Genomic DNA, 25396 nt, shown 5'->3' on the forward strand with positions numbered 1-25396 from the left:
AGCTCAGCGGTTCCGCCCTAACGGGTGTCGGAGGTCGACTGCTCGGCGACAGCCGCGCGGCCGGCCTCCAACCGCGCCACGGGCACGCGGAACGGTGAACACGACACGTAGTCCAGGCCCACCTCGTGGAAGAAGTGCACCGACTCCGGGTCGCCGCCGTGCTCGCCGCAGACCCCGAAGTGCAGCTCCGGCCGGGCCGCCCGGCCCTCGTCGACCGCGATCCGCACGAGCCGGCCGACGCCGTCACGGTCGATGGACTCGAACGGCGACACGCCGAAGATGCCGAGCTCCAGGTACCGCCAGAAGAACGCCCCCTCGACGTCGTCGCGGGAGAAGCCCCACCCCATCTGGGTGAGGTCGTTGGTCCCGAACGAGAAGAAGTCGGCGGCCTGGGCGATGTCGCCCGCGGTCAGCGCGGCCCTCGGCACCTCGATCATCGTGCCGATCTTCACGTCGACGTCGTGCTCGCCGATGATCTTCTCGGCCTCGGCGCGGATCGTCTCCAGCTCCTGCACCGCACCGACCAGCGGCACCATGATCTCCGGGTGCGCGCCGTCGACCTGCGCGGCGGCCTCGACGATCGCCCGCACCTGCATCGCGAACAGGCCGGGGATGACCAGCCCGAGCCGCACGCCGCGCAGCCCCAGCATCGGGTTCTCCTCGTGCATGCGGCGCACCGCGTCCAGCAGGTCCTTGTCGTGCCCCGGGTCCTGGCCGCGCTCCTCCGCGACGGCGACCTTCACCGCGAGGTCCTCCAGCGGCGGCAGGAACTCGTGCAGCGGCGGGTCGATGAGCCGCACCGTCACCGGCAGGTCCCGCATCTCGCGGAAGAGCTCGACGAAGTCGGCCCGTTGCAGCGGCAGCAGCTCCTCCAGCGCCGCGTCCCGGTCCTCCGCGGTGCGGGCCAGGATGAGCCGCTCGACGAGGGACCGGCGCTCGCCGAGGAACATGTGCTCGGTGCGGCACAGGCCGATGCCCTGCGCCCCGAACCGGCGGGCCCGCGCCGCGTCCTCGCCCGTGTCGGCGTTGGTGCGCACCCGCAGCCTTCGGCCGCCGTCCGCGTGGGTGAGGATCCGGTGCACCGCGCTGACGAGCGGGTCGGCCTCGGCGTCGAGGGTGCCTTCGAAGTACTGCACGACCGGCGACGGCTGGACGGGCACCTCACCGAGGTAGACCCGGCCGGTGGTGCCGTCGACGGAGATGACGTCCCCCTCCGACACCACGTGACCGTCCACCGTGAACTGTCCCTTGTGGAGGTTCACGTCGAGGTCGTCGGCGCCGCACACGCACGTCTTGCCCATGCCGCGGGCGACCACCGCCGCGTGCGAGGTCTTGCCGCCGCGGCTGGTCAGGATCCCCTGCGCGGCGATCATGCCGGGCAGGTCGTCGGGGTTGGTCTCCCGGCGCACCAGGATGACCTGCTCCCCCTCCTTCGCCATGGCCACCGCGTGCTTGGCGTCGAACACGGCCTTGCCGACCGCCGCGCCCGGCGACGCGCCGACCCCGCGGGTGAGCTGCTCGGGCTCCTGGGAGAGGTCGAACGTCGGGAACATCAGCTGCGCCAGCTGGGCGCCGTTGACCCGGCGCAGCGCCTCGTCCAGGTCGATGACGCCCTCGTCGACGAGCTGCGTGGCGATGACGAACGCGGCCGCCGCGGTCCGCTTGCCGACGCGCGTCTGCAGCATCCACAGCTTGCCGCGCTCGATGGTGAACTCGATGTCGCACAGGTCGCGGTAGTGCTCCTCGAGCTTCGCCATGATCTTCAGGAGTTCGTCGTACGACTTCTGGTCCTTGCCGGCCAGCTCCTGCAGCGGGATCGTGTTGCGGATGCCGGCGACGACGTCCTCACCCTGGGCGTTGGCGAGGTAGTCGCCGTAGACGCCCGGCTCACCCGTCGCGGGGTCCCGGGTGAAGGCCACGCCCGTGCCGGAGTCGGCGCCCAGGTTGCCGAAGACCATCGCGACCACGTTGACGGCGGTGCCGAGGTCGGTCGGGATCCGCTCCTGTCGCCGGTACAGCACGGCGCGGTCAGCGTTCCAGGACCGGAAGACGGCGCTGACGGCGAGGTCGAGCTGCTCGCGCGGGTCCTGCGGGAAGTCGCGGCCGGTGTGCTCACGGAAGAGCTCCTTGTACGTCCGCACCAGCGCCTTCAGCGCGGCGGCGTCGAGCCCCAGGTCGTCCTTCGTCTTCGCGGCGCGCTTCGCGTCGTCGAGCGCGTGCTCGAACTCCTCGCCGGGCACGTCGCACACGGTCTTGCCGAACATCTGGATCAGCCGCCGGTAGGAGTCCCAGGCGAACCGCTCGTCGCCGCCGGCCTGCGCGGCGAGCCCGTCGACGCTGCGGTCGGTGAGCCCGACGTTGAGCACCGTCTCCATCATGCCGGGCATGGAGAACTTCGCCCCCGACCGCACGCTCACCAGCAGCGGGTCGTGCTGGTCGCCGAGCCGGCGGCCCATCTTCGCCTCGAGGGCGGCGAGGTGCTCGCCCACCTGCGGGTCCATGCCCTCCGGCGGGCGGCCGGTCTTCAGGAACTCCCGGCACGCGTCGGTGGTGATCGTGAATCCCGGCGGCACCGGCAGGCCGAGGTTGGTCATCTCGGCGAGGTTGGCTCCCTTGCCGCCGAGAAGGTCCTTGAGATCCCGGTTACCCTCTTCGAAGTCATAGACGAACTTCTCCACTGAAGCCTCCATGGTTGACTGAGCCATCGTTAGGGTTCCCGTGTGCGGCACACCGTAAAGCGGCGTTCCGAGCTTTGGCATGGCCTTGAGACAAGTCGCACAAGGAACGGCACATTCGCCTCTTACGGGTGCAGTTGGGAGCGCTCCACCAAGCACCTTCGCGCATCGTTGCGTTTCGTGTCCGTTTTACGGCTTCCGCATTCCCGCACGTCGTGACGCTTGGACCTGCTCCGTCTCCCCGCTTTTCGATCACGTCCGAGCATCGTTTGTGCGCGCTGCCACCCGCGATCCGGGGCGCCCGGCATGGCATGCTCAAAGGCGTGACGTTGAAGCTCGGTCCCTATGTCGTCGACCCGCCCGTGGTGCTCGCCCCCATGGCGGGCATCACCAACGTCGCCTTCCGGCAACTCTGCCGCGAGCAGGGCGCCGGCCTCTACGTCTGCGAGATGATCACCACCCGCGCCCTGGTCGAGCGCAACCCCAAGACCCTGAGCATGATCCAGTTCGGCGCCCTGGAGAAGCCGCGGAGCCTGCAGCTGTACGGCGTGGACCCCGCCACCATCCGCAAGGCCGTCGAGATGGTCGTCGAGCAGGACCTCGCCGACCACATCGACATGAACTTCGGCTGCTCGGTGCCCAAGGTGACCCGCCGCGGCGGCGGCTCGGCGCTTCCTTGGAAGCGGCGCTTGTTCCGCGACATCGTGACGTCGGCCGTCGAAGGCGCTCAGGGCCTACCGGTGACCATCAAGATGCGCATCGGCATCGACGACGACCACGTCACCATGCTCGACGCAGGGCGCATCGCCCAGGACGCCGGCGTGGCGTGGGTCGCCTTGCACGCCCGCACCGCGGCCCAGCGCTACTCCGGAACAGCCGACTGGGACGCCATCGCCTCACTCAAGTCCACTTTGGACATCCCGGTCCTCGGCAACGGCGACATCTGGGAAGCCGAGGACGCCCTGCGCATGATGGCCATGACCGGCTGCGACGGCGTCGTGATCGGCCGCGGCTGCCTCGGCCGCCCCTGGCTCTTCGCCGACCTCGCCGCCGCCTTCGCCGGCCGCTCCGACCGGAAGCTCCCCACCCAGGGCGAGGTCGCCGCCCTCATGCACCGCCACGCAACACTGCTCGTCGAGTGGTGGGGCAAGGAAAAGGAAGGCGTGACGGACTTCCGCAAGCACGTCGCCTGGTACCTGAAGGGCTTCCCGGTAGGCGGCGAACTCCGCTCCGCCATGGCCACCTCATCCACATTGGACGAACTCGGCGCCCTCCTGTCCCAACTGGACCCCGACATCCCCTTCCCCCGCGAGATCCTCGGCCAACCCAGAGGCCGCACCGGCACCCCCGCCAAGGTCATCCTCCCCCAGAACTGGCTCGCCACCCCCGACGACGACACCATCCCCGAAGGCGCCGAACTCGACGACTCCGGCGGCTGAGGGACCATTCGCCGGGGGTGGCGGTGGGGGTGTGGGCGGGGACGAGCATGGGGGCATGGCGCGGGAGACGGTGTTGGTCACCGGGGCGGCGGGTGGGGTCGGGTCCGTCGGGCGGGGGGTTGTGGAGCTGCTGCGGGAGCGTGGTGTGCCGGTCAGGGCGATGGTGCACCGGGAGGACGGGCGGGCCGAGGCGCTGCGGGCGACCGGGGCCGAGGTCGTGGCCGGGGACCTCACGGACGCGGGGGACGTCGTGCGGGCGCTCGACGGGTGTGGGCGGGTGTACTTCGGGATGAGCGTGTCGGCGGGTTACCTGCAGGCGACCGTCACCGTCGCGGCCGCGGCGCGGGAGGTGGGGCGGCTCGAGGTGCTGGTCAACATGTCGCAGATGACGGTGTCGGAGATGACGCTCACCAGTACCGGGGAATCGGCGCAACATCGGATGCACCTGCTGGGTGAGCGGGTGCTGGACTGGTCGGGGCTGCCGGTCGTGCACGTGCGGCCGACCGTGTTCCTCGAGAACCCGCTCTTCAGGGTCACCGGTGGGGAGCTGCGGCTGCCGTTCGGGCAGGCGCGGACCTCGCCGGTCGCGGCGCGTGACGTCGCGGAGGTCGTCGCCGCGATCCTGGGCGGGCCCGGGCCGCACGTGGGGAAGGTGTACGAGCTGACGGGCCCGCGGTCGCAGGACATGACCGCGATGGCGGCGGAGATCGCGGCCGCGGTGGGGCGGCCGGTCGCCTACGTCGACGTGCCGATGCGGCAGTGGATCGACGAGACGCTGACGCCGCTCGGGGTGCCGGAGCATCTGCGCGACCACCTGGTCACCATGGCGAAGCTGCACCGCGAAGGCCGGTACGACCGGCTGACCCACGACGTCGAGGCGATCCTCGGCCGCCCGTCCACCGCCGTCCGCGACGCCGTCGCCGTTGCCGGCGCCGGGGTGTGACCGCGGCCAGGCGGAGAACCCCAAACCCCAGAGACTCAGTCGGAGAACTCCAGGGCCTCGGCGTGGGCCGTCAACTCGGCGACGCCGGGAGGGTTGGTCAGCAGGTCCGCGATCGTCTCGGCCTTCGGGTCGCCGGACGCGAACGTGGCGGCGACCGCCCTGTCCACGTCGAACGGGGTGCGGCGCAGCGAGACGTCGGGGCCGAGCAGGGCCCAGTAGGCGGTGCCGGGGGTGCCGTCGTGGTACGGCAGGCCGACGCTGCCCGGGTTGACGCTGCGCAGGGCGCCGACGGTGCGGTCGAACTGCAGGTGGGTGTGGCCGCCGACGAGGACGCGCTCGGGGACGCCGGCGCTGAGGGCGGCCATCCGGGTCGCGGGGGTGGCGGGGGTGACCAGCTCGGTGTCGGCGCGCGGGGAGCCGTGGCAGCAGCGGACCGGGCCGAGGCCGGTGACGTCGACGACGGCCGTGAAGTGGAAGCCGGCGAGCCACGAGACCGCTTCGGGTGGATGGCGGGTGAGCATCCACGCCTCGCGGGGCGTGGACGGGGTGCGGGTCCCGGCGGCGAGCTCGAGGACGGCGCGGTCGGCGTTGCCGCGGATGCACAGCGCCCGCGGGCCGAGGGCGCGGACCAGGTCGAGGGTGGCGGCCGGTTCCGGGCCCCAGGTGAGGTCGCCGCAGAAGACGACGAGGTCGGCGGTGGCCACGTCGGGCTCGGCGAGCACCGCTTCCAGGGCCGGCACGTTGGCGTGCACGTCGGACAGCACGGCGACCCGGCCCCGGGCGGGGGTCACGGCTTGCGGCCCACCGCCGCGTACATGGCGACGTCCGCGGGGGCGGCGTCGGGGTAGGCGTCGCGCCAGTCGCTGACCGCGACGATCCCCGGCGGCACGAGGTCCAGGCCCTCGAAGAAGGCGCCGAACTCCGCCGCGGTGCGGGCGTAGCCGTCGGTGCGGCCCGCGGCGAACATCGCCCGGTACGCGGCTGCGCCCGCCTCGTCGGCGAAGTCCACGGTCGCGTTCGTGGCGACCAGGTAGCTGCCGGAGGGCAGCGCCGACAGCAGGGTCCGCACGATCGGCAGCGCCTCGGCGTCGGTGTGGATGAAGTGCAGGATCGCCACGAGGAGCAGGCCGACCGGCTGGTCCAGGTCGAGGGTGGAGCGCAGGTCCGGGTGGGCCAGGATCGCGGCGGGATCGCGCAGGTCCGCCTCCAGATAGGCGGTTTTTCCCTCGGGTGTACCGGTGAGCAGCGCCCTCGCGTGGGTCAGCACGATCGGGTCGTTGTCGACGTAGAGGACGCGGGACGCGGGGTCGGCGCGCTGCGCGATCTCGTGCGTGTTGTCCGGGACGGGCAGGCCGGTGCCGATGTCGAGGAACTGCCGGACACCGGCCTCCTGCGCCAGGAACCGCACGGCGCCGCGCAGGAACGCCCGGTTGGCCAGGACGGCGGTCCGCACGGTCGGGAACGCGGCGGCGATCTCGTCGCCGGAGGCGCGGTCGGCGGCGAAGTGGTCCTTGCCGCCGAGCCAGTAGTTGTAGCGGCGGGCAGGGTGCGGCACCGTCGTGTCGATCCGGTCCTGTCCGGTCACGACCGACCCCCTCACCGTGAGCGACGTCGAAGCGTCGATGCCGCCGAGATTAGTCGATTCGTGCCGCACCCGTGCCCGCCCCCCGTTCAACTGTCAGCAGCCCTCCTGCTTCGGCCCCGGCTGCGCGGGCGGTGCCGCGTCGGCCACGGTCACGGACAGCTGCGCGGTGCCGCCGACCTGGGCGCCGGTCTCGTTGACGGTCCGCGAGCCGAGGAACGCGAACGTGACCGGGTCGAAGATCAGGTCACGGCGCCACCCGTCGGGGCCGACGCGGCCGACGGCGGTGCCGGTGCGGCCCGCGGTGTCCTGCGCGTCGCCGACGAGCACGGCGCCCGGGATGAGCTTCAGCGCCTGGAACACCGCCGCATGCTGCGCCGCGGGCATCGGGGCCGCGGCCAGCTCGATGCCGGCCTTCCACAGGTAGTGGTTCTTGTCGGCGCCGCCGCCGGGGAACCGGGCGAAGACCTTCAGCATGCCCTGGGCGTCGGTGGGCAGGGTGGCGTAGTACGCGTAGTCCTGCCGGGTCACGTCGCCCTTCACGGGGCACAGGACGCGCACGTCGACGCTGCCGGCCTTGGGAAGGTTCGCCGGGAGCGGCTGCCCCGGGTACGGGCGGGGCTCCAGCTGCTCGGTCCTGGACACGCCCGGCTTCGAGTTGTCGGACGCGACCCAGGTCGTGACCTTCATCGCGTACAGGAAGCGCCCGCCCTCGCCGAGCTCCGCCATGTCGGACATCAGCGACTCGGTGACGACGAACTGGCCCGGTCCCGGGTTGATCGCGCCGGGTGCCGCGGCCGCCAGGTCGAGCAGCTCCGCGACCGAGACGGGCTTGATCTTCACGGCCTGCGGGGCGGACGAGCCGGTGGCCGGCGTCGCCGGCGACCCGCCGGCCACCCGCGGCGCGGGCGTGGGGGCCGAGGTCATCATGACGGCCACGGCGACGGCGGCCGCCGCGGTGGCGAGCCCGGCGGCGAAGATGAGCGGCCGGTGCGACCGGGGCCGCGGCGCCGCCGTGCGCATCGCCGTCACGAACGCCCGCTCGGCACCCGTCACGTCGGCCATCTCGGGCACCTCGCTGCGGAAGTCGCGCAGTGGTTGCAGGTCGTTCACAGGTCCTCCTGAATGGATGTCGGGTCCGCCCCGCCGAGTGCCGCGCGCATCCTGCTTCGAGCCCGGTTCACCCGGGACCGCACCGTTCCCACGGGCACGCCGAGCGCGACCGCGATCTCCTCGTACGTGAGGTCGCCCCACGCGACCAGCAGCAGCGCGTCGCGGTACACCGGACGCAGCGCCGCCAGTGCCGCCGCGAGCCGCCGGTTGACGGCCCCCGCCCCCAGCCGCGCGTCGCTGGACGCCTCGAACGCCTCCGTCACCGGGTCGACGCCGGTGCGTTCGAGGGCCTTGAGCGCCCGGATCTCGGCGCGCCGGTGCCGGCCCACCAGGTTGGTGGCGATGCCGAACAGCCACGGCCGGGCGTCGAGCCGATCCACGGCGTAGCGGTGCCGCTGCCGGAACGCCGCGAGGAACACGTCGGCGCAGACGTCCTCGGCGACGGACGGGCCGAGGCGGCGGGTCACGTACCGCTGGATCACCGGCGCGTGCCGGCGGAAGATCAGTGCGAAGAGCTCGGGCTCATCCTTGGACCGCGCGATGATCACGGCGTCGCCCACCGGTTCGGTGGCCACCGCCGTCTCGGTTGGTCTGGTCATCGGACATCAGGCCTCTCGGCTGTCGGTCAGTACACCTGGTACTTGCCCGACAGCCGAGAGACGGTTCCCGACTTTCTCAGATCACGTGAACGGTACTTCTCAGATCACGTGAACGGTCCGCCCAGCCACTGCGGGAGCGCGTTCTGCCAGCGGAAGGACTTGCCGTCGCCGAAGTCGCCGCTGGCCTGGGGGATGATGCCGGACAGCAGCGCGGGGACGATCGCACCGTCGGTGAACAGGCCCTTGCCGTAGTCCTTGCCGATCGCCAGGGCCTGCTTGCCGAGCCCCTTCACCGCCGAACCGCCGGCCTTCGCCCGCAGGGCGTTGAACTCGGCCTTGATGGCGTGGCCCGATCCCTTCACGAAGTTGCCGACGTTCTTGGGGCCCAGGTTCTTGAGCGCCTTCAGGCTGTCCTTGCCGACCTCGCCGAGCGCGGTACGGGTGCCGCTGACGACGCTCTTGGTGAACACCTTGGAGCCCTGCTCCAGCACCCCTCCGCCGAGCCCCTTGCCGAGGGCACCACCCACCGGCATGATCGCGCCGGTGGCGGCGCCCATGAGCCCGCCGACGACGACGTCCTTGGCGAGGTCACCCCAGCCGTAGTTGGAGCCGGGCTTGCTCATCTCCAGCCCGCCCACCACAGCGGCCTGCACCATGCCGCCCAGCGCGCCGCAGACGATCGCCCCGCCACCGCCGGTCAGCGCGGCGCAGCCGACGCCGACGCCGATGCCGGCGGCCAGGCCGACCACGTCGGAGTGGTTCTGGGCCCACTTGACGCTCTCGTCGAAGCCCTTCTTCGCCGCGTGGCACACCGCCGACAGCCAGCCGCAGCGGCTCTTCTTCTTGGGCTTCGGGGCCGGCGACTCCGGCTCCGCGGGCTTGCGCGGCGGCGGCCGCCAGCCGTTCTCGGGCTTGTTCGTCGCGTTCGGGGAAGCGTTCTCGGACCGGTCGTAGTTGCCGGGGCCGCAGTCGTACTTCGCGCACGGGGTCTGCGAGTCGTAGTAGTCGGTGCCGGCCGGATCCGCCCGGTTGATCGGGTCGCGACCGCCAACGTGTCCATCGCGGCCAGCCAGTTCACCGACGGGCACACCTACCAGTGGTACGTGAAGGCCTACGACGGCAAGGACACCAGCGCGGCCACGGCCACCTGCCAGTTCAAGGTGAACAAGCAGCAGCCGGCGGCGCCGGTGGTCGCGTCCGCCACCTACCCGGAGGACTCGACCGGGCCGCCGATCGGCACGGCCGCGGCCTTCACTTTCACCCCCCAGGCCGGCAGCGATCTGCCGATCAGCTACGTGTACAGCCTGAACGCCGCGCCGCCGGCCACGATCCCCGGCCAGTACGGCCCGTTCAAGGGCGGCACCCTGGTCCAGGCGGCGGCCTCCGGCCCGACCAGCGTCACGCTCACGCCGCGGTACTTCGGGCCGAACATCCTCTACGTCTACGGCATCAACGGCGCCGGCAACCCCAGCGCCGTCACGGCCTACCGGTTCACCACCGACGCCCCGGCCCAGCCCGCCGTCTGGGGCGACTTCACCGGCGACGGCATCCCGGACCAGATCGCGGTCGGCACCGTGTTCCGGCCGGGCGCCTGGCTGCACCCGGGCACCGACAAGGCCGGCCACCTCGGCACCCCGGTCCAGGTCGGCGCGGACGGCATCGGCGGCGCCGGCAGCACCGCGAGCGTCCGCGACTGGACCGGCGCGACGGCCACCGCGACCGAGTTCACCGGCGACGGGGTGCAGGACCTGCTGATCAAGCTGCCCGTCAGCGACGCCGACGGCAACGTGACGGTGCTGCCCGGCAACGGCGACGGCGCGCCCTTCGACGCGCTGGACCGGATCAGGGTGATGCTGCCGACCGTCGACGGCAGCGAGGGCAACCAGACCGTCGACCAGGTGGTGGTCTCGCCGCTGCCCAGCGTGACCGGATCACCGCTGCCCGACCTGTACGCGATCGTCGGCGACAACCTGTACCTCTACCCGCCGGGCTTCCCGCCGGGCAACTTCGAGGCGCCGATCCTGATCTCCTCCGGGTGGACCGGCCGCACCATCGCCGCGACCGTCAACGGCACGAACCCGGCGCTGTTCGCCCGCACCGACGCGACCGGCAAGCTGGAGCTCTACACCGGTGACGCCGCGACCGGCACCCCGGCCGGCACGGACACCCCGGTCGTCTACGCCGCCAGCGGGTTCGACGCCAACACGGTCCCGGCCGTCACCGGCGCCGACATCAACACCGACGGCAGGCCCGACCTCTGGGCCGACTCGCGCGGCACCGCGCTCGACGCCCGCCTCAACACCGGCGCCAACGCCCTCGCCGCGGCGGTCACCAACCAGCTCGGCAACCAGGGCCTGCTGAAGTCGGCATACGCCGGCTACTGCGTGGACAACAAGGGCAGCGCCACCACCGCCGGCAACCCGATCCAGCTGTACAGCTGCAACGGCGGGCCGCTGTCGCAGTGGTGGACGCTGACCAGCGACGGCGCGCTGCGCCTCGGCACGATGTGCCTCGACGTCAAGAGCAGCGGCACCGCCAACGGCACCGCCGTCCAGCTCTACACCTGCAACAGCTCCGGCGCGCAGAAGTGGCAGCCGGGGACCGGCAACGCGCTGGTCAACCCGCAGTCCGGCCGCTGCCTGGACGTCGGCACCGTGGCGAACGCCTCGGCGCTGCGGATCTGGGACTGCAACGGCACCGCCAACCAGTCCTGGACGCTGGACGCGAGCGACACCGGCCCGATCCGGTCCGCGTTCGCCGGCAAGTGCCTCGACAACAACCGCGGCCTGTTCACCAACGGCAACCCGGTCCAGCTCTGGGGCTGCAACGGCGGGTACACCTCCCAGGCGTGGACCGTGCTGGGCGACGGGCAGATCCAGATCGCCGCGATGTGCCTCGACGTCACCGGCAGCGGCACCGCCAACAACACGCTGGTGCAGCTGTACTCGTGCAACAAGGGGCCGGCGCAGCAGTGGCGGATCGGCCCGAACTTCTCCCTGATCAACCCGCAGTCCGGCAAGTGCCTGGACGTGCCCGGCTCGGCCACGGCCGACGGCACCCGCCTGCAGATCTACACCTGCAACGGCACCGACGCCCAGAAGTGGATCGTGCACTGATCCTGGTGGCGCCCACGGTCGCCGCCGGCACCGGGAACTTTCCGGACGCCGGCGGCGACTACCCGTCCGTGGAGTGCATGCGGTTCCGGGAAGCGCTGTCCGCACGGATGGACGGTGAGGAAGAGCCGGTCGCGCCGGCGCTGGTCGACGCGCACCTGTCGCACTGCGGCGGGTGCCGGCAGTTTCAGCGGGACGCGGTCGCGGCGACGCGGCTGGTCCGGCTGCAACCCCTGCACGCCGCGCCGATCCCGGCGGAGCGCCTGCTGGCGGGCTTCTCCGACCATCCTTCCGGGGCGCGGTCCCTTGTCCCGGCGGCTGTTCGCGGACGGTCCTTCTTCAGGCGGTCGCGGCTGGTGTACGCGTTGCGGGTGCTGCTCGGTGCCTTCGGCGCGGCGCAGTTCCTGCTCGGCATCGCCCAGGCCGCGAACGCCGCGACCGCGCACGCGCACCAGGCCGGCCACGTGTTCCACGAGTCGGCGGCCTGGAACGTGGCGATCGGCGCCGGCTTCGCCTGGATCGCGACCCGGCGGGCCACCCCGGCGGGCGCGCTGCCGATGTTGACGGCGTTCGTGGCCCTGCTCGCGCTGCTGTCGGCCAACGACCTGCTCGCCGGCGCGGTCGAGACGACGCGGCTGGTGAGTCACGGGTTCGTCCTCGCCGGCTACGCCATCGTGCTCGCCCTGTCCCGGCCCGCCCTCGACCCGGCCGGCCCGCCGTCGGAGCGCCGGCGCCCGCCGCGCCGCTGGGGCCGCCCGCCCGCGCTCGACGAGGTCCCGCCGCCGCCCGCTTCCGCGCCGGCGCCGCTGCGCCTCGTGCCTGGGCCTGCCTCCCGCCTCGGCCGGGCCGCCCCTTCCTGGGACCGGCCCGCCGCTTCCGGGGACCGGCCCGCCGCTTTCGGGGACCGGGCCGCCTAGACCCGTCGCAGCAGGTACGTGTCCATGATCCAGCCCTTGCGGGCGCGGGCCTCCCGCCGGACCGTCTCGATCTCGTCGATCACCTTCCCGAGCCGCCCGGCGACGAGCAGCTCGTCCGGCGTGCCGAGGTACGCGCCCCAGTAGATGTCGACGTCCTCGTCCCGGTACGCCCGGCAGGCGAGGTCCGCGTCCAGCATGACGACGACGTCGTCGCAGCCCTCCGGCCAGCCCGCGCCGAGCCGTCGCCCGGTGGTGATGTGCACCGCCCCGGCGACCCGGTTCAGCATGATCCTGTGCCGGGCGGTGAGCGCCTGCACGCTGGTGATGCCCGGGATGACGTCGTAGCCGACCGCCACGTTGCCCCGTGCGGCGATCGTGTCCAGGATGCGGATCGTGCCGTCGTACAGCGCCGGGTCACCCCAGGCGAGGATCCCGCCGACCCCGTCCTCACCGAGCTCGGCGAGCAGCGCCTCCTCGATCAGCCTGGCCCGCTCGTCCCGCCAGTCCCGCACCGCACCCTCGTAGTCGGCCGCGGTCCTGTCCCTGGGCGGATCGGCGATGACCACCGTCCGGAACTCCCGCTCCGTCGCGAACCGGTCGCAGATCTCCCGCCGCGCCCCGGTCAGGTCGGCGGTCGTGTCCCCCTTGTCCAGCACGAAGAACACATCGACCGCGTTCATGGCATTGATTGCCTGCACGGTCACGTGTTCCGGGTCGCCCGCGCCGATTCCGATGATCAGTACCTTCCGCACCGCCCCATGATGTCAGGCCCCGCCCGCCCCTCTGCATGATGGACCGATGACACAGGACCGCTGGGACGAGGTCATGACCCTCCTCGTGGAGTCCGTCCCCGCCGGCCGCGTGACGGTGGTCGTCGACGGCACGGACGCCACGACCGGCCCGGTGGCCGACCGCCTCGCCGCCGCCCTCCGCGCCGCCGGCCGCCCCACCACCCGCTTACCGGCCGCCACTGGTTCACCGACCGCCACTGGTCCGCTGGCCGCCGCTGGTCCGCTGGCCGCCGCTGGTCCGCTGGCCGCCACCGGCTTGGCGGGCGCCACCGGCTCGGCGGGCGCCACCGGCTCGGCGGGCGCCACCGGCTCGGCGGGCGCCACCGATTCAGCGGCCACCACCGGCTCGGTGGGCGCCGGCGGCGAGGTGTTCGTCGCCGACGGGGCTGAGGCTCGGGCGGGGGCGCCGGGCGGGTGGGATGTGGTGGTCTGGTTGCGCACCTCGCGGCGCGAGCACGCCGCCGACGGCGCGCGGGGCGACACGGCGGACGTCGTCGTCGACCTGCACGACCCCGCGTGGCCCGTGATCCGGCACGTCGACCCGCGACTGCTCGACCGGCGCCGCTGGCACCTCGTGGAGTCCCGCGCGTTCTTCGGCGTGCGCGCCGGCACGTGGGACGCGAAGTTCGGCGACGACCTGCCCGCGTACGCCGCCGCCGTCGAGGCCGCCGGCCTGCCACCGGGCGGGGTCGTCGTCGACGCCGGCTGCGGCACCGGCCGCGCCCTGCCTGCCCTGCGCACCGCGGTCGGCCCGTCCGGCACGGTCGTCGGCCTGGACCACACGCCGCAGATGCTCGCCAAGGCCTGGGAGAAGGGCAACACCGGACTGGTCCTCGCCGACGCCGGCCGGCTGCCCTTCGCCGACGGAAGCATCGACGCCGTGTTCGCCGCGGGTCTCGTCATGCACCTGCCGGACCCCGTCGACGGCCTGCGCGAACTCGCCCGGGTCACCAAGCCCGGCGGCCGCCTCGTGCTCTTCCACCCAACGGGCCGCGCCGCCCTCGCCGCCCGCCACGGCCGCGTCCTCCGCCCCGACGACCCTCTCGCCGAAGCCCCCTTGGCCGCGACGGCCACCCTGTCCGGCTGGCATCTCACCACCTACGACGACGCCGCCGACCACTTCCTCGCCCTGGCCGACCGCCTCCCCCTGCGCGTACGCAAGCCGTCCGACGGCGAGGGCGGCTCCTGACGCTGCCCCGCCGCCCGGTCAGTGCCGGCGGGCGGACGGCCGCGTCACGGGGTGGAGATGTGGTTGGCGGCGAGGAGGCCACGCGCCACCAGGAACGCCCTGGCCTCGGCGGCGGCGGCCGGCGGCAGCTCCGTCCAAGGCAGGACCAGCGGGTTGATCTTGGCGACGGTCAGGATCCAGAACTCGGGGGTCTCCTTGACCGCCTGGACCGACTCCCAGGTGTACCCGACGTTGAGGCTCTTGGTGTGCGCCTGCACGTCGACGTCGGTCAGGTCGTACGTCACCGTCTCGCCGAGCAGGCCGGTCTTCGCCTGCGCCGCAGCACGCGAGACGAGCCACGGGAAGCAGAACACCCCCGCGCCGATCGCGGCCGGCGCGGCACCCGACGCGACGTCATTGGCGAACATGACGATCCCGACAGCGGCGAGGACCGCCCCGAGGACGTACATGCGCAGCAGCTTGCCGCCCATGGTGGCCCTGATGGCTCGACGCGCCCGACCCGGATCCGGCTCGACCGTGAAGCTGATTCGCATCTCTCCCCCATCGACGCGCACACGGTACACCGGCACGATCGGCGCTGTGGGCCTCACATCCCGTCGGCGGCGGAGCCGACCGTCCAGTAGACCCGGTTGTAGTCCTCCAGCTCCAGCCGGTCGCCGGACTCCGCCACCCGGTAGGTCGTGACACCGCAGTTCGCCGGCGTCTGACCCTCCGGCCAGCGCTGCGCCTCCTGGTAGCCCCACCGCTCCAGCAGGAACCGGAAGCACCGCAGCGTCCCGCCGTGCGTGACCACCATGACCTTCTGCCCCGCCCGGTCGCGGAACAGCGTGTCCAGGAACGTGTGCACCCGCCCCGTCACGTCCGCGAGGCTCTCCCCGCCCGGCGGCCGCGCCATGAACCCGCCGAACGTCTGCCAGTACTCGTTCAGCCACGGGAACGCCGCTTCCGCCTCCGCCGTCGTCATGTCGTAGGCGAAGCCCGGGTCCCGCTCCCGCACGAAGATGTTGGTCCGGACCCGCATCCGCTCCCGCTCCGCCGCCGGATACGCCGCGAGCAGTCCCTCAGCGGTCTGCACCGTCCGCGCGTACCCGCTGGTGTACACGTAGTCGAACACCCCGAACCGCTCCCGGATCGCGTGCCCCGTCTGCTCCGCCTGCTTGCGCCCGTCGGCCGTCAGCTCGATCAGGTGATCCGGCACACCCCGCACCACCTGCCGCGCCGCGTCGTCGGCGAAGTAGACGCTGCCCTTCTTCGCCTGGTTACGCGCCGATTCGGCATGCCGCACGAGCACCAGCAACGCCGGCCGTTTCGCTTCCATCTCCGGATGCCTCTTCTCTGGACGTCGGCTCGGTCAGGACTCGTACTGCTCGGCGGGGGCCTGGATCACGGTCGAGCCCGACACCTCGATGAACGGGATGGTCTCGCCGTTGACGGTGTCCTTCAGCTGACGGTCGGTGTACGTGCCGGTGAGCCGCAGCCACTGCTCGTCGCGCAGCCCGTCGGGCAACTGGCCCGCCATGGCAACCTTGACGGGACGTGCGTCGGCGGCGCAGCAGCTGACCATCATCCGGGCCAGAAGCCAGGTGCCACCGGGCCCACGCATCGCGAAGCCGGTCAGCTCGACCCGCCGGTCCCCCAGCGACGTACCCCGGTCGAACACGGCCCTGGACGCATAGTCGAGCATGGTCAGCTTGACCGGGTCACCGGCCGGCAACGGCGCGAAGTCGGACTTCGCCACCAACGCCGCCCCCGACCGACCGGCCGCATACGACCCGAGCGCAGGCGGCGCGACCAGCAACAGCCCGAACACCGGAAGCAGCAACAGCCACGCGACCTTCGGCCCACCGCTGCCATGCCCATGCCCGTCGTCATCCTGCCCGTGCCCGTGGCCCTCGTGCCCGTGGCTGTCGTGCTCGTGCCCGTCGTGCGCCGAGACGCCGGCCGCACCCTCCGGAACACCGACGGAACCCCCCGACACGCCGGCTGCACTCCCCGCGACGGCGGCCCTGGCGGGGCGCAGCTCGTACCAGAGCGAGAAGCCCCCGGCGAGCACCAGGATCGCCCCCGACAGGATCAGGTACGGCTGCAACCCCGGCTTCACATAGTTCAGGTACTGGTCGGTGAGGCTGGCCCGCAGCACCGCACCACCGACGAGCAGCAGAATGACCGCCTGCGCCTGCCTGTTCACACCAGCACCGTCCCGCCCGTCGCCGACATTCTCTCCGCATTCATGACCGTCCTTACGGACCGCCGCCCCATGACCCGCCCACTGCCGACCGCCCACCCTCCCACCGCAGCCATCACACCAGTCCCACCCGCAAGCCCCACCGCACCCACGACAGCAGCCTTGAAGGGCGCGCTCCCAGCAGCACCACCCCGCCCAACACGGACCCGTCGGCCACAACCCCCACCGCGACCATCACAGCGAACGCCACCGCAGGCATCACACCGGAGCGCGGCAGAGTCGTCGGCGGCACCACCCCGACCGAAGCGGACACGGCGACCGCCACCCCAGACACGAGCAACACGCCAGGCACCACCGCGAGCCGCACAGCGAGCGCCGGCACGGACGCCACCACGGATCGCGGCAGCGTGGGTCAACGGCACCGCCCCGACCAGAGCAGACCCAGCGACCTCAACCCCGGACACGAGCGTCACGACAGGCGCCACCGCGAGCCGCACAGCGGGCGCCGACGCAGACACCACTGCGGACCTCGACGATGTGGTCACAGCAGCACCGTCCCAACCAGAGCAGACTCAGCCGCGACCCCAAACGCGAGTGTCACACCGGGCGTCACGGCGACCCCCGACGCAGGCGGCACGGCCGACCTCGACGACGTGTTCAGGACAACACCGCCCCAAACGGAGTGGCCCCAGCGACCACACCCTAGGACCCGAGCGTCACGCCGGGCACCACCACGAACGGCACTGCGAGCGGCACAGCGGGCACCACTGCGAGCGGCACAGCGAGCGCCGGCGCGGGCGGCACAGCGAGCACCGCCGGCGTGGTCGGCAGCACCGCCGCGACCAAGGTCGACACGACCACCACAAGCCCCGCCCGCAGCCACCACCGTGACCGTCACGGCGGCACCAGCCGCGGACGTCACAGCAGACCTCGACGACGTGGTCACAGCGGCACCGCCCCGACCAGCGCGGACCCGCCGACCACAACCCCACCGCGAGCATCACAGCGAACGCCACCGCAGGCGTCACAGCGGAGCGCGGCAGAGTCGTCAGCAGCACCGCCCCGACCAGCGCGGACCCAGCAACCGCGACCTCCGGACCAGCGCGCCACTCCGGGCACCACCGCGAGCGGCACAGCAGGCGCCGACGCGGACGGCGACACGGGCGGCACGGCAGCCCTCGACTGGCCAGTCACGCCAGCACCGTCGCGACCAAGGCGGACACGACCACCACAAGCCCCGCCCGCAGGCACCACCGTGACCGTCACGGCGGCACCAGCCGCGGACGTCACAGCAGACCTCGACGACGTGGTCACAGCGGCACCGCCCCGGCTAGAGCGGACCCGCCGACCACAACCCTTACCGCGGGCGGTACAGCGGGCGCCGCCGCGGACGTCACGGCAGACCTCGACGGGCTGGTCCCAACAGCGCCGCCCCGACCAAGACGGACACGAACGCCGCGACCCTCATCCGCAGACACCACCACGGGCGGCACAGCGGGCACCGACGCGGACATCACGGCAGACCTCGACGACCTGGTCGCGACAGCGCCGCCCCAACCACGACCGCCACGGCCACCGTCCGCGGGCAGCAGCGTGGGCGGCGCGGCGGGCGGCGGCGAAGGTGGAGTGGTGGAGCGGGCGGGCGTGGTCATAGCAGGACTGTCCCGACCAGGGCGGACACGGCGACCGCGAGGACGAACGTGGCCGGGGCGAAGCGGATGGCGAAGCCGCGGCCGAAGATGCCGGCCTGCATGGCGAACAGCTTCAGGTCGATCATCGGGCCGACGACCATGAAGGCGAGGCGGGCCGTCAGCGAGAACTGGGTCAGCGAGGCGGCGACGAAGGCGTCGGCCTCCGAGCAGATCGACAGCAGGACGGCGAGCAGGCCGAGCACCAGGATCGCGACGAACGGGTCGGCGGCGAGGCCGGCGAGCCACGACTTGGGCACGGCGACGGCGATGACGGCGGCCGCGGCGGCGCCGATGACCAGGAAACCCCCGGCGTGCAGGACGTCGTGGCGGACGCTGGCCCAGAACGCCGGCCACTTCCGCATCCCGTCGAGGTGCGCCCGGGAGGGCATGCGCAGCCAGCTGCCCTTGCCGAACGCCTGCCACAGCCAGCCCATCAGGCACGCCACGACGAGGCTGGCGAGGGCGCGGGCGACGACGACCCGCGGCTGGCCCGGGAACGCGACGGCGGTCGAGACGAGGACGATCGGGTTGACCGCGGGCGAGGCGAGCAGGAACGCGAACGCGGCCGCCGGGGTCACGCCGCGGCGGACCAGGGCGCCGGCGACCGGCACGGACGCGCACTCGCAGCCGGGCAGGACGACACCGGCGACGCTCGCGGTCGGCACGGCGAGGGCGGGGTGCTTCGGCAGCGCCTTCGCGAAGAACGACGGCGGCACGAAGACGGCGATGACGCCCGACAGCACGACCCCGAAGACGAGGAACGGGATCGCCTGGGTCATCACGGACACGAACACGGTCAGCCAGGTCTGCAGCGCCGGCGCCGACAGCGACTCGGTGAGCGGGTCGCGGAACAGGACGACCAGCACGAGCAGCGCGGCGAGGATCTCGACCGAACCGACCCTCCGCCGCCGCGGTCGAGCGGCGGCAGCCGGAGAAGACGGCTCCTGTGTCATCGTCACGCCTGGAGGCTACCGTCCAGGTATGACACTTCGGCGAACCGCATGAACACAACACGGGCACTGGTGGCGGTGTTCGACACCCCGGTCGCCGCGCACCTGCTGGACTTCGCGACGACGCTCGGCTTCCGGGTCGCCCTGGCCGACCCGGACCTCGAGAGCGTGGTCGTCGACGCCGACACCGACGTGGTCGTCACCGATCACGACCGGCCGGAGCTGGGTGCCGTACTGCGCGACGCCCTCGCCTCGCCGGCCCGCTGGATCGGCGTGATGGGCAACCCGAGGCACCCCGGACCGCACGTCGAAGCCCTGCGCGGCCTCGGTGTCCCCGACGACGAGATCGCCAGGGTGCACCGCCCGATCGGCCTGAACATCGGCTCGAGGACGCCGCCGGAGATCGCGCTCGCGACCCTCGCCGGGCTCGTCGCCGACCGTAACGGCCGACCGGGCGGAACCGACTTCCAATAAGCGCTAGCAGCCGGGCAGGCGCTCGATCAGGTAGGTCTCGACCTGGTCCAACGACACCCGCTCCTGCGTCATCGTGTCGCGGTCGCGGACGGTGACGGCGTTGTCGTTGAGCGTCTCGAAGTCCACGGTCAGGCAGAACGGCGTGCCGATCTCGTCCTGCCGCCGGTACCGGCGACCGATGCCCTGCGCGTCGTCGAAGTCCACGGTCCAGCGCTTGCGCAGCTGGGCGGCGAGGTCGCGCGCCTTCGGCGACAGGTCCGCGTTGCGCGACAGCGGCAGCACGGCCGCCTTGACCGGGGCGAGCCGCCGGTCGAAGCGCATGACCGTGCGCTTGTCGACGGTGCCGCTGGTGTTGGGCGCCTCGTCCTCGTCGTACGCCTCGAGCAGGAACGCGAGGACGGCCCGGGTGAGGCCGGCGGCGGGCTCGATGACGTAGGGGACCCAGCGCTCCTTCTTCTCCTGGTCGAAGTAGGACAGGTCGACGCCGGAGTGCTTGGAGTGCGTGGTCAGGTCGAAGTCGGTGCGGTTGGCGATGCCTTCGAGCTCGGAGAACTCCTGGCCACCGAAGCGGAAGCGGTACTCGATGTCGACGGTGCGCTTCGAGTAGTGCGACAGCTTCTCCTTCGGGTGCTCGTAGAAGCGCAGATTGTCGGCGGAGAGGCCGAGGTCGATGTACCAGTTCCAGCGCTCCTGGAGCCAGTACTCGTGCGCCTCCTCGTCCTTGCCCGGCTCGACGAAGTACTCCATCTCCATCTGCTCGAACTCGCGCGTGCGGAAGATGAAGTTGCCGGGGGTGATCTCGTTGCGGAAGCTCTTGCCGACCTGCGCGATGCCGAACGGCGGCTTCTTGCGCGCGGCGCCCTCGATGTTCTTGTAGTTGACGAAGATGCCCTGGGCGGTCTCGGGGCGCAGGTAGTGCAGGCCCTCGTCGTTCTCGACGGCGCCGAGGTAGGTCTTCATCAGGCCGTTGAACATGCGCGGCTCGCTGAAGGTGCCCTTGTTGCCGCAGTTCGGGCAGTTGATCTCGCTGAGGACGAACGGCTTGCCCTCGCCGTGCTTCTCGACGAACGCCTCTTCGAGGTGGTCGGCGCGGAAGCGCTTGTGGCACGACGCGCACTCGGTCAGCGGGTCGACGAACGCTTCGACGTGGCCGGAGGCGACCCACACGTCGCGGGACAGGATGACGGCGGAGTCCAGGCCGACGATGTCGTCGCGCTGCTGGACCATGGTGCGCCACCACTGCCGGCGGACGTTGTCCTTGAGCTCGACACCGAGTGGGCCGTAGTCCCAGGCGGACCGGGTGCCCCCGTAGATCTCGCTGGACGGGAAGACAAAGCCGCGGCGCTTCGCGAGGCTGACGACGGAATCGATGCGATCGGCGGCCATGGTTCCTCCTCGGCCTCACGGCGACTGGCTGTCGGCAAGGCATGCAGAAAGTTGGTCAAGACGGGTAAACCGTCAACGTCCACGTCGACGGTACGGTTACGCCCGGGCGAGCCGCACCAGATTAACCGCAGGGCCACGCGCCGGGATCAGTCGACCCCTCCGCAGATCACCCACCGGGTCGTCTGCTGCTCCATGGTGAAGGTCATCAGGGTCTCGGGCAGCCCGCGGCGCTTGACGGTCGCCGGGACCTGCACGAGGTTCACGTCGACCCGGTCCTCGTGCACGGCGTAGGCGATGATCTCGGAGCCCTTGTAGTGGTCCTCGTACCAGGCGACGCTGTGACTGCGCTGCAGCTCGGGGCACAGGTGCCCGCGGGCGGTCTCGTACTCGGTCGCCTGCACGGCGCCCAGGTAGTCGTCGACGACGCTGACCAGCTGCGAGCGGGCGACGCCCTCCAGGCCGGAGAGCAGGAACCCGCCGCCGAGGACGCCGCCGACGCAGCACAGGACGAGCACGAGCCCGCCCACGCCGAGGCCGATCCACAGGCCGCGCAGGTCCCGGTCACGGGGCGGCGCCGCGAACGGCGTCACCACACCGGGGCCGGGTGGCGGCGCCGGCACCTCGGTCGGCGAGGGCATCATGCCCCCAACAGTAGCCAACTACCCCATCGCCTACGCGCGGTCGCTCGCGGTGACCGTGAGCGCGCCGCCGGGGGCGACCTCGGCGAGCTCCTCGAACGCCGAGGGCTCGTCGAGCGACTGCGCGAGCAGCGGCGTCGCGTGCATCTTCACGTCGAAGTTGGACAATGCCCGCCGGTACGCGCCGACCGACTGCCACTCCGTGACGATGCTCCAGTGCGCCGGGTCGTCGAACGCGCGGGCCAGGCGTCCGCGGAGATACCCTGGGCAGGCCGCGAGCGCACCGAGCGCGGCGTGGGCCCGCTCGACGAAGCCTTCGTCGTCGCCGTCCAGCACGAACCTTGTCACCACCAGCATGACGCGAGCATACGGACGCGCATTCGGACCCTGAGGAGCTGCCCGAGATGACCCAGCGTGTTCTGTCCCGGCTGGGCCGGATCGGCCCGACCGCGGCGTTCCTCGGCGTCGGTGCGCTCACGTTCCTGGGGCTGGTCCTGCCGGGCGCGCTCGGTGCCGTGGTGCTGCTCGCCCTGGCCGCCGGCGCCGGATGGCTGCTCGCCCGGACGTGGCACCTGCACCCGTCCCGCGCACGGGTGATGCGGCTGGTGGTCCTCGGGCTCGTGGTGGCCGTGGCCGTCGTGAAGCTCACCTGAAGTTGACAACGATTCCCATTATCAGGCACGCTCGGCGGCGTGGTACTTGAGGTGGACCGGGCCGTCGTCGCCTACGACGGCCGACCAGTGCTCGACGGGGTGACGCTGAGCGTCGCCGCCGGCGAGGTCGTGGCGATCCTCGGTGCCAACGGCTCCGGCAAGTCCACCCTCGTGAAGACGGCACTGGGTCTGGTACCGCTCGCGAAGGGCGAGGTCCGCCTCTTCGGCACTCCCCTGAAGCGGTTCCGGTCCTGGCACCGTCTCGGCTACGTCCCGCAGCGCGTCGGCGCCGGCAGCGGCGTCCCGGCCACGGTCGGTGAGGTCGTCGCGGAGGGGCGGCTCGCACGGCGGGGGTTCCTGCGCTTCCCGTCCCGCGCCGACCGGCGCGCGGTCGAGGAGGCGCTCACCGCGGTCGGGCTCGCCGACCGCGCCCGCGAGCCCGTGTCGGTGCTGTCCGGCGGGCAGCAGCAGCGGGTGCTCATCGCCCGCGCCCTCGCCGGCGCCCCCGAGCTGCTGGTCCTCGACGAGCCGACGGCCGGCGTGGACGCCGGCAGTCAGGAGGCGTTCGCCGCCTGCCTGCACCGCTTCGCCGACCAGGGCGGCACCGTCGTCTTCGTGGCGCACGAGCTCGGCCCGCTGCGGCCGCTGATCACCCGCGCGGTCGTCGTGCACCACGGCGAGATCATCCACGACGGGGCACCTCCGGAGCCCGCCGGCCACCACGCCGAACCCGGCCACGACCACGTCCACCCCCACGCCGCCGTCGAGGCGCCCGGCCTCCTGGGCAGCGCATGAGTCTCTTCACGTACGACTTCATGATCCGCGCCCTCGTCGGCGCGCTGATCACGGGTGCGTCGGCGCCCGCCATCGGCATCTACCTCGTCCAGCGGCGGCTGTCGCTGATCGGCGACGGCCTCGGCCACGTGGCGCTCACCGGCGTCGGGTTCGGCCTGCTGCTGCACCAGTCGCCGGTGCTGATGGCGGTCGTCGCGGCGGCCCTCGGCGCCGTCGTCATCGAGCTCGTCCGCGAGCGCGGCAAGACCTCCGGCGACGTCGCCCTCGCCATGCTGTTCTACGGCGGCATCTCCGGCGGCGTCGTCCTGGTCAACCTGTCCGACGAGCAGGGCAGTCGCAGCCTCGTCACGTACCTCTTCGGCTCACCGCTGACGACGAGCCGGCAGGACCTGTCGGTGATGCTCGTCCTGGGCTGCGCGGTGCTCGCCGTCGCCGTCCTGCTCCGCCCGTGGCTCTTCGCCGTCTGCCACGACGAGGAGTACGCGCGGGTGTCCGGCCTGCCGGTCCGCGCCCTCAACCTGGTCCTCGCCGTCACGACCGCCGTCACCGTCACCGTGGCCATGCGGGCCGTCGGGCTCCTGCTGGTCAGCGCCCTCATGGTCGTGCCGGTGGCGACCGCGCAGCAGATCACCCGCGGCTTCAAGGCGACGATGCTCCTCGCGGTGCTGCTCGGCCTGACCGTCTCCGGCGGCGGCATCTGGATCTCCACCGAGGCCGACACCGGCCCTGGCGCCACCGTCGTCCTGCTCGCCATCGCCGGCTTCTTCGTCGTGACGGTCGGGGCCGCGGCATGGAGGGCGGCGCGCCGTCGTACAACAGCCGGAAACGCCACCGAGGAGCGCTCCACGCCTGAGGTGGTGCTCGACCGTGGTTACTGACAACGGTTACCGTTGCGCACATGTCGAGCATTGAGGGTTACGAAGCGGCCGGCGAGCTGTTGCGTGCCCTCGCCGCCCCGCTGCGCATCCGCATCGTGACCGAGCTCGCCGGCGGCCCCCGCTGCGTCCACGAGCTCGTCGACACCCTCGGGGCGCCGCAGCCGCTCGTCTCGCAGCACCTGCGCGTCCTGCGCGGCGCGGGCGTGGTGCGGGGCTCCCGCCGGGGGCGCGAGATCGCGTACGCGCTGACCGACGACCACATCGCCCACATCGTCGCCGACGCCGTCTCCCACGCCCGGGAGTCGACCGGCTCCTGACCGCCGCACGTCGACCTGTTCCTCACCGCCGCAGGTCGACCGGTTCCTGACCGCCGCACGTCGATCGGCCCCTGACCGCCACACAGTGCGGTCACAGCGCCTGTCCGTCAGGCTGGAACGGTGAAGCTCTATGCCGACCGTGCCCCCACCGCCCTGCGGCAGTTCCTCACCGACGTGTTCGTGGTCGTGTGGGTCTATGTCTGGGTCAGGCTGGGGATGACGCTGTTCGACCTCATCCAGAAGCTGGCGGTGCCCGGGCAGAAGCTCGAGAGCGCCGGAACCGGGCTGGCCGACAACCTCAAGGGCGCCGGCGACAAGATCAACGGCGTGCCCGGCGTGCCCGACTCGGTCGCCGCCCCCTTCACGAGCGCCGCGAACGCCGCCCGCTCCCTCGCCGACGCCGGCCACCAGCAGCAGGAGATCGTCAACGACCTGGCCTGGATCCTGTCGGTCCTGCTGATCGCGGTGCCGGTCACGATGCTGGTCCTGGTGTGGCTGCCGCTGCGGATCCGCTGGATCCGCCGGGCCGGCTCGGCGGCCCGACTGCGCAACGCCACCGCCGGCCGCGACCTGCTGGCCCTGCGCGCCCTGGCCACCCAGCCGCTGGGCAAACTGGTGAAGATCGACCCGGAGATCGCCGCCCTGTGGCGCAGGGGCGACAAGCAGGCGGTCGAGGCCCTGGCCAGCCTGGAACTCCGCAGCCTCGGCCTACGGCCTGCGGTTATATCGCTCAGTGAGCGCCCTGTTACCCATTTGTAGATCAATTAGGCGCGGTGGAGTAGCGTGTTGGTGAAGCGGAACGCCGACGCGCCGCCCGGCTCGATGCCGGCCTCGGGTCGTCCTGAGCCCGGCCCAGGTGGAGCGACGACGGCCTGCTCGCAAGCAGCCCGCCCGCGCGCGGGACAACGGGTGTGGCGGCCCGCCTCGTGCGCGGCGTGATCGGTAAGCAGCCCCGGCCGCACACGCGAGACGCGGGCGTGGGTGGCGGCCACGCACGCGATGCACGGGTGTGGGTGGCCGCCCGCCCCGGCGCGGCCTGATCGCAGGCAGCCCGCCCGCGCACGCGAG

The 25396-nt window shown here is 72.2% G+C and carries 27 protein-coding genes; 11 read left to right on the plus strand and 16 right to left on the minus strand.

From position 1 onward, the window contains the following. Window positions 1–17 precede the first annotated feature (17 nt). On the minus strand, window positions 18–2705 hold the full coding sequence (gene ppdK / locus AB0J72_RS09540) for a pyruvate, phosphate dikinase (RefSeq protein WP_363396786.1): 2688 nt from the start codon (window positions 2703–2705) through the stop codon (window positions 18–20). Window positions 2706–2986: 281 nt separating this feature from the next. Here ppdK and dusB point away from each other — a divergent pair, with 281 nt between their 5' ends. Both dusB and AB0J72_RS09550 read left to right on the plus strand, forming a co-directional pair. Beyond that, a complete protein-coding gene (gene dusB / locus AB0J72_RS09545; RefSeq protein ID WP_363397116.1) occupies window positions 2987–4114 on the plus strand; it encodes a tRNA dihydrouridine synthase DusB in 1128 nt (375 codons plus the stop codon). Between the two features lie 55 nt (window positions 4115–4169). Continuing rightward, a complete protein-coding gene (locus AB0J72_RS09550) occupies window positions 4170–5057 on the plus strand; it encodes an NAD(P)H-binding protein (RefSeq protein ID WP_363396789.1) in 888 nt (295 codons plus the stop codon). A 35-nt stretch (window positions 5058–5092) separates the two neighbouring features. Here AB0J72_RS09550 and AB0J72_RS09555 read toward each other — a convergent pair whose 3' ends face one another. From AB0J72_RS09555 to AB0J72_RS09575, 5 genes are all read right to left on the minus strand, one after another. Next, window positions 5093–5848: a metallophosphoesterase family protein gene (locus tag AB0J72_RS09555; RefSeq protein ID WP_363396792.1), complete on the minus strand. Its 756-nt coding sequence runs from the start codon at window positions 5846–5848 to the stop codon at window positions 5093–5095. After that, window positions 5845–6642, minus strand: coding sequence for an SAM-dependent methyltransferase (locus tag AB0J72_RS09560; protein WP_363396795.1), 798 nt, complete (start codon window positions 6640–6642; stop codon window positions 5845–5847). The genes AB0J72_RS09555 and AB0J72_RS09560 overlap by 4 nt, the downstream gene beginning before the upstream one ends. A gap of 93 nt (window positions 6643–6735) precedes the next feature. Further along, window positions 6736–7752: a CU044_5270 family protein gene (locus AB0J72_RS09565; protein ID WP_363396798.1), complete on the minus strand. Its 1017-nt coding sequence runs from the start codon at window positions 7750–7752 to the stop codon at window positions 6736–6738. Further along, complete coding sequence (locus AB0J72_RS09570) at window positions 7749–8351, minus strand: RNA polymerase sigma factor (protein ID WP_363396801.1); 603 nt, start codon at window positions 8349–8351, stop codon at window positions 7749–7751. The genes AB0J72_RS09565 and AB0J72_RS09570 overlap by 4 nt, the downstream gene beginning before the upstream one ends. 104 nt (window positions 8352–8455) lie before the next feature. Then, entirely contained in the window at window positions 8456–9439 is a 984-nt protein-coding gene (locus AB0J72_RS09575) for a hypothetical protein (protein ID WP_363396804.1), read from the minus strand. Between AB0J72_RS09575 and AB0J72_RS09580 the strand changes: the two genes are divergently transcribed. Together AB0J72_RS09580 and AB0J72_RS09585 are read left to right on the plus strand one after the other, a co-directional pair. Then, window positions 9404–11467, plus strand: a complete 2064-nt coding sequence (locus AB0J72_RS09580) for a ricin-type beta-trefoil lectin domain protein (RefSeq protein WP_363396807.1) — start codon at window positions 9404–9406, stop codon at window positions 11465–11467. The two genes, AB0J72_RS09575 and AB0J72_RS09580, sit on opposite strands and share 36 nt — an antisense overlap. Then, window positions 11452–12381 carry a zf-HC2 domain-containing protein gene (locus AB0J72_RS09585; protein ID WP_363396809.1) on the plus strand — a complete coding sequence of 310 codons (930 nt, stop codon included), beginning with the start codon at window positions 11452–11454 and terminating at the stop codon, window positions 12379–12381. Before AB0J72_RS09580 ends, AB0J72_RS09585 begins: the two co-directional genes overlap by 16 nt. Here the strand turns inward: AB0J72_RS09585 and cobF are convergent. Further along, window positions 12378–13133 carry a precorrin-6A synthase (deacetylating) gene (gene cobF, locus AB0J72_RS09590; protein ID WP_360566076.1) on the minus strand — a complete coding sequence of 252 codons (756 nt, stop codon included), beginning with the start codon at window positions 13131–13133 and terminating at the stop codon, window positions 12378–12380. The two genes, AB0J72_RS09585 and cobF, sit on opposite strands and share 4 nt — an antisense overlap. 46 nt (window positions 13134–13179) lie before the next feature. Between cobF and AB0J72_RS09595 the strand changes: the two genes are divergently transcribed. After that, window positions 13180–14361: a methyltransferase domain-containing protein gene (locus tag AB0J72_RS09595; protein ID WP_363396812.1), complete on the plus strand. Its 1182-nt coding sequence runs from the start codon at window positions 13180–13182 to the stop codon at window positions 14359–14361. Between the two features lie 44 nt (window positions 14362–14405). Here the strand turns inward: AB0J72_RS09595 and AB0J72_RS09600 are convergent, their stop codons facing one another. The 6 genes from AB0J72_RS09600 to AB0J72_RS09625 all read right to left on the minus strand — a co-directional run bounded on the left by AB0J72_RS09600 (window position 14406) and on the right by AB0J72_RS09625 (window position 19190). Next, a complete protein-coding gene (locus AB0J72_RS09600; RefSeq protein ID WP_363396815.1) occupies window positions 14406–14894 on the minus strand; it encodes a hypothetical protein in 489 nt (162 codons plus the stop codon). Between the two features lie 53 nt (window positions 14895–14947). Beyond that, a complete protein-coding gene (locus AB0J72_RS09605; RefSeq protein WP_363396818.1) occupies window positions 14948–15679 on the minus strand; it encodes a histidine phosphatase family protein in 732 nt (243 codons plus the stop codon). A gap of 33 nt (window positions 15680–15712) precedes the next feature. After that, window positions 15713–16549, minus strand: a complete 837-nt coding sequence (locus AB0J72_RS09610) for a TIGR03943 family protein (protein ID WP_363396821.1) — start codon at window positions 16547–16549, stop codon at window positions 15713–15715. A gap of 112 nt (window positions 16550–16661) precedes the next feature. Then, window positions 16662–16928 (minus strand): hypothetical protein, encoded by a 267-nt coding sequence (locus tag AB0J72_RS09615; protein WP_363396824.1) that lies wholly within the window; start codon window positions 16926–16928, stop codon window positions 16662–16664. A gap of 320 nt (window positions 16929–17248) precedes the next feature. Further along, window positions 17249–17401, minus strand: coding sequence for a hypothetical protein (locus tag AB0J72_RS09620; RefSeq protein ID WP_363396826.1), 153 nt, complete (start codon window positions 17399–17401; stop codon window positions 17249–17251). Window positions 17402–18194: 793 nt separating this feature from the next. Next, window positions 18195–19190: a permease gene (locus AB0J72_RS09625; protein WP_363397119.1), complete on the minus strand. Its 996-nt coding sequence runs from the start codon at window positions 19188–19190 to the stop codon at window positions 18195–18197. A gap of 48 nt (window positions 19191–19238) precedes the next feature. Between AB0J72_RS09625 and AB0J72_RS09630 the strand changes: the two genes are divergently transcribed. Further along, window positions 19239–19661: an XdhC family protein gene (locus AB0J72_RS09630; protein WP_363396829.1), complete on the plus strand. Its 423-nt coding sequence runs from the start codon at window positions 19239–19241 to the stop codon at window positions 19659–19661. A gap of 3 nt (window positions 19662–19664) precedes the next feature. Here the strand turns inward: AB0J72_RS09630 and AB0J72_RS09635 are convergent, their stop codons facing one another. The 3 genes from AB0J72_RS09635 to AB0J72_RS09645 all read right to left on the minus strand — a co-directional run bounded on the left by AB0J72_RS09635 (window position 19665) and on the right by AB0J72_RS09645 (window position 22042). Continuing rightward, the gene (locus AB0J72_RS09635) at window positions 19665–21047 is read right to left on the minus strand and encodes a glycine--tRNA ligase (RefSeq protein WP_363396832.1); all 1383 of its coding nucleotides are present in this window, start codon (window positions 21045–21047) and stop codon (window positions 19665–19667) included. A 146-nt stretch (window positions 21048–21193) separates the two neighbouring features. Then, window positions 21194–21688: a hypothetical protein gene (locus tag AB0J72_RS09640; protein WP_363396835.1), complete on the minus strand. Its 495-nt coding sequence runs from the start codon at window positions 21686–21688 to the stop codon at window positions 21194–21196. A 30-nt stretch (window positions 21689–21718) separates the two neighbouring features. Continuing rightward, window positions 21719–22042, minus strand: coding sequence for an antibiotic biosynthesis monooxygenase (locus tag AB0J72_RS09645; RefSeq protein ID WP_344511921.1), 324 nt, complete (start codon window positions 22040–22042; stop codon window positions 21719–21721). 47 nt (window positions 22043–22089) lie between these two features. On the opposite strand from AB0J72_RS09645, the gene AB0J72_RS09650 reads away from it, so the two are divergent. The 5 genes from AB0J72_RS09650 (at window position 22090) to AB0J72_RS09670 (ending at window position 25087) form a co-directional block, all read left to right on the plus strand. Continuing rightward, entirely contained in the window at window positions 22090–22338 is a 249-nt protein-coding gene (locus AB0J72_RS09650) for a DUF6703 family protein (RefSeq protein WP_363396838.1), read from the plus strand. A 39-nt stretch (window positions 22339–22377) separates the two neighbouring features. Further along, window positions 22378–23133: a metal ABC transporter ATP-binding protein gene (locus AB0J72_RS09655; protein WP_363396841.1), complete on the plus strand. Its 756-nt coding sequence runs from the start codon at window positions 22378–22380 to the stop codon at window positions 23131–23133. Continuing rightward, window positions 23130–24011, plus strand: coding sequence for a metal ABC transporter permease (locus tag AB0J72_RS09660; RefSeq protein ID WP_363396844.1), 882 nt, complete (start codon window positions 23130–23132; stop codon window positions 24009–24011). Before AB0J72_RS09655 ends, AB0J72_RS09660 begins: the two co-directional genes overlap by 4 nt. A 20-nt stretch (window positions 24012–24031) precedes the next feature. Further along, entirely contained in the window at window positions 24032–24328 is a 297-nt protein-coding gene (locus AB0J72_RS09665; RefSeq protein WP_344511929.1) for a metalloregulator ArsR/SmtB family transcription factor, read from the plus strand. Window positions 24329–24448: 120 nt separating this feature from the next. After that, window positions 24449–25087 carry a hypothetical protein gene (locus tag AB0J72_RS09670; RefSeq protein WP_363396847.1) on the plus strand — a complete coding sequence of 213 codons (639 nt, stop codon included), beginning with the start codon at window positions 24449–24451 and terminating at the stop codon, window positions 25085–25087. Window positions 25088–25396 lie beyond the last annotated feature (309 nt).

The organism is Dactylosporangium sp. NPDC049742 (assembly GCF_040674675.1).
GTDB lineage: Bacteria > Actinomycetota > Actinomycetes > Mycobacteriales > Micromonosporaceae > Dactylosporangium > Dactylosporangium maewongense.